Source organism: Tepidiforma sp., from assembly GCF_034433535.1.
Lineage (GTDB): Bacteria > Chloroflexota > Dehalococcoidia > Tepidiformales > Tepidiformaceae > Tepidiforma.
The window spans coordinates 1-7,414 of sequence record NZ_DAOUAO010000178.1; the positions used below are offsets into that span (position 1 = coordinate 1).

The following is a 7,414-nucleotide window of genomic DNA, read 5'->3' on the forward strand; positions in this document are numbered from 1 at the left end:
CCGACAGCCGCGAACTGCTCGCTCAAGGCCTCCCATGCTACCTCGAGCCGTTCCCAGGCTTCGCGGTGCCGCACCGCTGCCGTGATAGCGATGCGGTTGTCGTCGCGCGGTTCCCCGGGGAGCGCACCCGCAGCGAGGAAGAATGGCACCGCGGCGCGCCGGGACGCAGCAACCGCTTCCTGGAGCTTCGTTGCCGCCTTCGCTGCTTCGTCCGTGCCGAGCGCCTTGAGCAGGACGGCAATGCCGCTCTCACGCGCGTCGCGCGCGCCCGGGCGGTGCAGCCGGTCCAGCACGTCACTCACCACCCGCGGGGTTAGGCTCGCCCCGAATTGGGTAGTTGCCACGTCTTCGAGGTTATGGGCCTCGTCGACGATGAGGTGCTGGAACGGAGGCAGCGCGCTCCCGGCATTCACGGCGTCCGCCAGCAGGAGCGCGTGGTTCACCACGATGATATGCGCCGCCTTCGCCGACTCGCGCGCGCGCCAGAGGAAGCAGTTCCCGGCGCGGACGTGGCGATTCTGATCCGCGAGGCAGGTCGCATCGGCCGCGGACAGCCTGCGCCAGGCGCCAAGCTGGTCGGGCGCCAGCCGCAACTCCGCCCGGTCACCGGTCTCCGTCAGCGAAACCCAGCGAACCGTGCTGGCAGCGAGCGCAGCCACCTCCGGGTCTCGCGCACCAGCCATGAAGCCCGCCAGCCAGCGGGCATAGCAGAGGTAGTTCGCCCGTCCCTTGAGCAGCACCACCCGCAGCGACGCGGGGTCGTCGATCACCCCGGCCCGCGCGAGCGCTGCGCGCAGGATGGGGATGTCCTTCTGCACGAGCTGCTCCTGCAGAGCGATGGTGTGGGTGCTGACCACCACCGTCCGCCCGTTGCGCACCGCATCGAGGGCTGCCGGGATGAGATACGCCAGCGACTTCCCGACGCCGGTCCCGGCCTCGACCATCAGGTGGCCCCCGCGCACGAACGCCCGCCGCACGGCCTCCGTCATCTCCTGCTGCTCCGGGCGCGCTTCGAAGCCGGTGACGACGTCGGCCAGCGCGGCGAAGACCCGGCGGACGTCGTTGGGCGTGACCGGCTCCGGGCGGTCTGCGGGCTTCAGCGGAGGAGGCGCCGCGAACGGCCGCGGCACGGGCAGCGCTGCAGCCTCGGCAGGCGGCCGCTCGTCGTAGCCGAGCACCTCCCTCCACGCCGGGTCCTCCTGCGCCAGCACGTCCGCCACAGCCCTGCGCTCACGTTCGGGCAGGCCCTTGACGGTTTCCAGCAGCTCGAAGAACACCCTCCCCGCGAGGCGCGCGTCGGGCAGCGCGCGGTGGTGGGTTTCGCTCACGATGCCCAGGCTCGCGGCGACCTCCTCCAGCCCGTAATTGGCGAGGCCGGGTTTCACCACGCGAGCCGCCATCGCCGTATCGATCGACCTCCCGCTCCAGCGAACCCCGGCCTTCGCCAGGAACTCCAGGTCGAACGCCACATTGTGGCCGACCACCACCCCGTCGCCGAGGTACGCCTCGAGCCGCAGCCGAAGCCGATCGAACCGGTCGGCCCCGGCGAGGTCGCGGTTCGAAATGCCCGTCAGCCGCTCAATGAACACCGGCAGCCGCCGACCGGGATTGACCAGGGCGCTGAATTCGTCGATCCGCTCGCCAGATTCATCGAACCTTACGGCCCCGACCTCCACGATGCGGTCGGTTTCCGGGTCCAGCCCCGTCGTCTCCAGGTCCAGCGCGATGAAGGTGGTCATGGTTCGAACAGGCGTCCTGCGGCTCGTCCCCAGTCTAGGTCCCCGCGTCCGCAGGCGCAGGCAATCCCCAGTGTCCGCCAGCCCGGCGACAACTGCTGCCGTCAAGACACCCGCAAGGTCCGTTGAGAGGCGGATCCTGCCTGCGTAGACTACGCGCACTTCGTTTGGCGAAGGAGGTTTCCGTCGATGAAGGTGTACCCCACCGAAGCCATCCGTAACGTGGTCCTGGTGGGCCACGGCAGCGTCGGCAAGACGAGCCTCGCCGAGGCGGCGCTGTACGAAAGCGGGGCCATCAGCCGTCTCGGCTCCATCCAGGACCAGAATACCGTCACCGATTACGACGACGATGAACACCGACGGAAGTTCAGCCTCAACCTCGCCATTGCACCCGTTGAATGGGAAGAGCGGAAGATCAACATCATCGACACCCCCGGCTACGCCGATTTCATCTCCGAGGTGATTTGCGGCGCCCACGCCGCCGACCTCGCCGTAGTCGTGGTCGATGCCGTTTCCGGGCCCGAGGTGGGCACGGACCGCGCCTGGCAGATCGCCGAGCGCCTCGGGCTGCCCCGGATGATCGTGATCAACCGCATGGACCGCGAGAACGCCAACTTCAGCGCCGTCCTCGCGGCCCTGCGCGAGCGCTGGGGACACCGGGTGATGCCTTTGCAGCTCCCCATCGGCGCGCACGAATCGTTCCGCGGCGTCGTCGACCTCCTCCACATGAAGGCCTACCTGGGCGAACAGGCCGAGGAGGTCGACATCCCCGCTGAGCTCCGCGAGGAAGCCGAAACCCTCCGCGCGCAGCTCATCGAGGGCATCGTCGAAACCGACGAGGACCTGATGAACAAGTACTTCGCCGATGAAGAGCTGAGCGAGGACGAACTCCGCCGGGTGTTGCACGGCGGGCTCGACCACAACCTCATCTTCCCCGTGCTCTGCGCCTCGGCCACGAAGCTCATCGGCGTCCGCCAGCTGCTGCACAACATCGCCTTCTCCGGCCCCTCACCCGCCGACCGCGACCCGATCCGCGCCGGGGACATCGAGCTCACCGCCGACCCCGCCGCGCCGCCCGTCGCGCTGGTGTTCAAGACGGCCGCCGACCCCTTCGTGGGGCGCCTGAGCTACCTCCGCGTCATCAGCGGAAAGGTGAGCGCCGACTCCCACCTCTGGAACGCCAACAAGAACGCCGATGAGCGGCTGGGGCCGCTCTATGTGCAGCGCGGCAAGGAGCAGATCCCGGTGCCCGAGCTGTACGCCGGCGACATCGGCGTCGTCGCCAAGCTGGCCCACACCGCCACCGGCGACACCCTCGGCAGCCGCGAACGCCCGGTCACCCTGCCGCCCATCGAATTCCCGGCGCCAGTCTTCAGCATGGCAGTCCGCCCGGTTGGCAAGGGCGCCGTCGATAAGCTCGGGCCAAGCCTCCAGCGCATGGTCGAAGAGGACCCCGGGCTCCGCCTCAGCCGCGACCAGTCCACCGCCGAGCTCATCCTCTCGGGCCTCGGCGATGCCCACCTCGAGGTCACCGTCGAACGCCTCCGCCGCAAGTTCAACGTCGATGTCGAGCTCGCGCTGCCGCGGGTCCCCTATCGCGAAACCGTCACCCGCAAGGCCTCGGCTGAGTACACCCACAAGAAGCAGACCGGCGGCCACGGCCAGTACGGCCGCGTGGTGCTGGAAATCGAGCCGCTGCCCCGGGGCTCGGGTATCCAGTTCGGCGAGCGCGTCGTCGGCGGGGCCGTGCCGAAGGAGTTCATCCCGGCGGTCGAAAAGGGCGTGATGGAGACCGCGGCCCAGGGCATCATCGCCGGCTACGAACTCACGGACTGCCAGGTCACGCTCGTCGACGGCAAGCACCACCCGGTCGATTCGAACGAAATGTCGTTCAAGCTCGCCGCCTCACAGGCCCTGAAAGAGGCGGTGCAGGCGGCGGCGCCCATCCTGCTCGAGCCGATTATGTCCATCCGGGTGTACGTGCCGGAGCAGTTCGCTGGCGATGTCGTCGGCGACCTCAACACCAAGCGCGCGCGCATCCACGGCATCAACCCCGATGGCGGCATGAGCGTCATCGATGCGGAGGTGCCGCTGGCCGAGGTGCAGCGCTACGCCGCCGACCTCCGCTCACTCACCCAGGGCCGGGGCGCCTTCGAGCTGACCTTCGACCACTATGGCGAGGTGCCGCCGAACATCGCCCAGCGCATCATCGCCGAACAGAAGAAGGCGCTCGAGGAGGCACACGCCCACTGAGCGGCCCGGCTTAGCGGCTGCCCTCGGCGGTGACGTTCGGCACCACCCGCCGGAACGGGTACGGCGAGGTGCCGCCACCTGGCGGGGACCCCGACCGCTCCACGGTGACCGTGATGGTCACCGGCTGCAGCGAACCCAGCAGCGGCTCGATGAGCACCGTCCCGGTGGCCGCACCCTGCGGGAGGATGGCGGGGTCGACGCGAATTTCAAGGACCGACTCCATGCCGCGCTGCGCCGCCCGCGGTGAGCTGCTGGTGACCACGTCAAGGTCGGACCCAACCGCGATGCCCCCATCGACCACCCTCCCGGGCGGGTCGCTCGGGTGGCGCACGATGAGCCACGCGGCGGAGGTGCGAACCCGGAATGCGCCGATTCCTGTCCCGGCGTTGCTGACAGTCACCCGGGCGCTGCTGGAAGTGGCGCCCGAAACTTCGATGACTACCTGGCGGTTCCCGCTAACCTGCAGGCGCGGCTCTCCGAGGAACGTGGCCGCCGAGGCCAACCCGGTTCCGCTGCCGGAGTCGGGGTGCGGCGTGATGCCCAGCTCCGGGATGGACGTGGGGAAATCCATCGCGGCGCAGCCGCCGGCGAAGCTGGCTTCCGAGCACTCCTGGTACGCCGCAGGCGCGAAGGCGCGCGCCACAGCCGGCGCCGTGAGGGGCGGCATGTGGAACACCTGCGGGAGCCACATCCGCCCCGCCGGGTTCACCGGCGCATCGGGTGCCGGCCGCGGGGCGGGTCGCGCCAGGTAATCATCAGCCGCCCAGCCGGTTACCTCGCCGTTCGTCACGTTCCACCAGCGGGTGCCCCCGGCCTCGACCGGCCCGCCGAGGATCGTGAGGACCGTCCCATCGGGGACGCAGGCGAGGGGCGGGTTGCCGCCCGGCGTGGGCCGTATGTTGAGACAGCTGCCGGTACCCGTGACGACTGCGCCGTCGCCGGGGGAAAACTTCGGTTCGTTCGGGCCCGGCTGCGGGGGCTGCGAAGCCCCCGCCAACGGCGGCGGATACTCCTGCCCCTTCGGCACCGGCGGGTAACGCAGGCAGCCATATACCTTCTCCTGGTAGGTGTAGTCCCCCCACTCGAACGTGCCGAAGCCGGGGGCCGTCGGGTCGTTGCAGTGCCACACCTCGCCCCGCAGCGGGTTCTTCTGGGGATTGAGCGGGTGGTTGACGAACGCAAACCCGTTATAGCCCCAGACCGCGTAATACCAGTCTTCCAGCATGGCGGGGTTGCCGCTCCCGGCCACGGGCCGGAGTTCCGGCGCGCTGTTCCACTTGTCGGCGAATATCCGCACACCCTCAGCGAGGTTGAACAGCGGGTGCGTGCCGATGAGCGCCTGGCGCGCTGATGGCACCCGGATATCGAGCGCTGGCGGCGCCGCGAGGTGCCCCATGCCCGTCGTGATCTGCCCGAGTCCGTAGCCACAATCGATTGCAGTGAGCACCGGCCCAACACCGCCATATGGCACTGACCCGGCTGCGTGCGCCCAGCCCGACTCGACCCAGACCATCGCCTTGTACAGGCTCGGCGGGATGGTATTCGTCCGAACCCTGCCGGTGCGCGCCTCGCGCGGGCCGGACTCGAGCCCGGGATAGCTGAAGTCGATCCACTCGCCGGAGGGCAGCTGGTACGGGGCCGGAACGGCCGCGCCGGCCGTCACCAGCTCGATCATCTGACCGTACCGGCCGACGTAGTCCTCGTATTCGTACGTGTCGAAGCCGAACCCGCGGTTCGGCAGGTGGCAGGGGTAGTGGTCGGCCGATGCCGGCCGCGGCTGCATGGTCACGGCGAGCGCCAGCAGGCCGAGCACCGCCCCGGCGAGCAGCGACCTCAGCGTTGCGCCCATCCCAGGAACCCTCGATACCCGGGCACGGCCGTCCTCCCCTGCGGGCTCACCAGCTCGAGCTGCGGCCGGCCGGGCGCATCGAACGACGAGCCGTCCCAGCGGGTCACCGCCAGCACATTGCCGTCCGGGCTGTAGCCCAGCGGGACGTCGAAGCCGCCCGACGCGCTGAGCGCCTGCGCGGACGCGTCGCTACCGCCCCCGGCTGCCGGCACCGCGCCAAACGCCGGGCCGCTCCCGCGGCCCCAGGCCGTGCCGAGGGCAGCGAACCCGGGAGCCGCCAGCGCCTGGGCGGTCGCCGTCGCGTCGCCGCCGAAGGTGACGACACGGGGGAGGTAGCGCAGCCCCTCCGAGAGGTTCGCCTCAACAAACGCCACGGCATCGCCCGCTGGCGAGAGCGTCCAGTCGCGCGTCACCCACTCGCTCAGGTGGGCCAGGTCCTGCCCGTTGGCCTGCAGCGTCGAACCGCGCCCATCGATGACAACCGCCAGCAGCTCAGCTCCGCGCCATCCGAGCGGGTACACGCCGAGCGCATCGCGCTGGCTCCACAGCCGCGTGACGGCACCGTCACGCGCCACCCGGAGCACCTCGATCGCCGGCGCGCCGTCAGCGTCGGCGGCCTGCCGCGTCACCGCCACGGCTTCGGAACCTGGCTCCCAGGCCGGTGCCTGTGACGGTTCGATGCCGGAGATCAGCCGCTCGGCCCTCCCGGTCGTGAGCTCCACGAGGATGAGCGAGGCCGACGGCGTGGTGGGAGTCCCCCCATCGACCGCTACCACGGCCGCGTAGCCGCCATCCGGCGAGACGCTGCCGGTGGTCGGGAAGCCGGCAAGGTGCGGCACGCGCGCCAGCTCGATCGGGTCGCCCGTGCCGTCCGCGCGCACGGCGGCCACCACATCCACCGCCCCCTCCGTGCGGGTGACCACCGCGTAGGTGCCCGCCGGAGCGGTCGCAAAGGCCGTCCGCGGCGAGCCGCCCGTGCCGATGCCGAACATGGCCGCCACAATCGGCGCCACCGCAACCATCGCCGCGGCGACCGTCAGGCCGACCACGAACCGCGTGACGCGGTCGCCCCGGGTGGTCCGGTGTCGGCCCCGGGCTGCGTATCCTGCTGCTGTCATCGAGCCTCCTGTACCCAGCCGACGAACGAGGCGCCGGGCGTGTCGGTCAGCCGGACCCTCGAGGCCGGCGTCGCAAGTTCAATCGAAACGGGCGGGCGCGCTGTCGGGTCGCTGGCGGCGCCCACAACCGAGACGGCCAGGTAATCCCCGAGCGGGGCATACGCGAGCGGAATCACCCAGGCCGCGTCAGGGCTCGGGTCCGAGAGCTGCACCGAACCCCCCGGACCGCCGAACACCGGCAGCGGGTTGCCCGGCTGCCACGCGGCGCCGACCTGGTTGCGGCCCGCCGGGAGCGCCGTGACAGAGCCCGTGGCGATGGTCAGCGTCTTGCCGACGTAGTTGCGCGAGGAAGCGCTCAGGATGTCGATAAAGGCCACCCGCGAGCCGTCCGGGCTGAGTGCCCAGTCTCGCGTTCGGCCGGGAGAGAGCTCGGCAACCCTTTCCAGCGTGCCGCCGCG

At 70.4% G+C, this 7,414-nt stretch carries 5 protein-coding genes; 1 reads left to right on the forward strand and 4 read right to left on the reverse strand.

From position 1 onward, the window contains the following. Positions 1-1,739 (reverse strand): exonuclease domain-containing protein (locus VAE46_RS09370; RefSeq protein ID WP_322796668.1); only part of this gene is annotated, 1,739 nt, incomplete at its 3' end. A gap of 186 nt (positions 1,740-1,925) precedes the next feature. Here VAE46_RS09370 and fusA point away from each other — a divergent pair. Beyond that, the gene (gene fusA / locus VAE46_RS09375) at positions 1,926-3,989 is read left to right on the forward strand and encodes an elongation factor G (RefSeq protein ID WP_322796669.1); all 2,064 of its coding nucleotides are present in this window, start codon (positions 1,926-1,928) and stop codon (positions 3,987-3,989) included. A 10-nt stretch (positions 3,990-3,999) separates the two neighbouring features. Here fusA and VAE46_RS09380 read toward each other — a convergent pair whose 3' ends face one another. The 3 genes from VAE46_RS09380 to VAE46_RS09390 all read right to left on the reverse strand — a co-directional run. Further along, positions 4,000-5,838 carry a hypothetical protein gene (locus tag VAE46_RS09380; RefSeq protein ID WP_322796670.1) on the reverse strand — a complete coding sequence of 613 codons (1,839 nt, stop codon included), beginning with the start codon at positions 5,836-5,838 and terminating at the stop codon, positions 4,000-4,002. Next, entirely contained in the window at positions 5,823-6,956 is a 1,134-nt protein-coding gene (locus VAE46_RS09385) for a hypothetical protein (protein WP_322796671.1), read from the reverse strand. The genes VAE46_RS09380 and VAE46_RS09385 overlap by 16 nt, the downstream gene beginning before the upstream one ends. Then, a partial coding sequence (locus tag VAE46_RS09390; protein WP_322796672.1) for a hypothetical protein occupies positions 6,953-7,414 on the reverse strand: 462 nt, incomplete at its 5' end. The genes VAE46_RS09390 and VAE46_RS09385, both read right to left, overlap by 4 nt.

Excerpts from the sequence above, each read along its gene's own strand:
- VAE46_RS09385 (WP_322796671.1), bottom strand. The coding sequence starts at position 6,956 with ATGACAGCAGCAGGATACGCAGCCCGGGGCCGACACCGGACCACCCGG.
- VAE46_RS09380 (WP_322796670.1), bottom strand. The coding sequence starts at position 5,838 with ATGGGCGCAACGCTGAGGTCGCTGCTCGCCGGGGCGGTGCTCGGCCTG.
- fusA (WP_322796669.1), top strand. The coding sequence starts at position 1,926 with ATGAAGGTGTACCCCACCGAAGCCATCCGTAACGTGGTCCTGGTGGGC.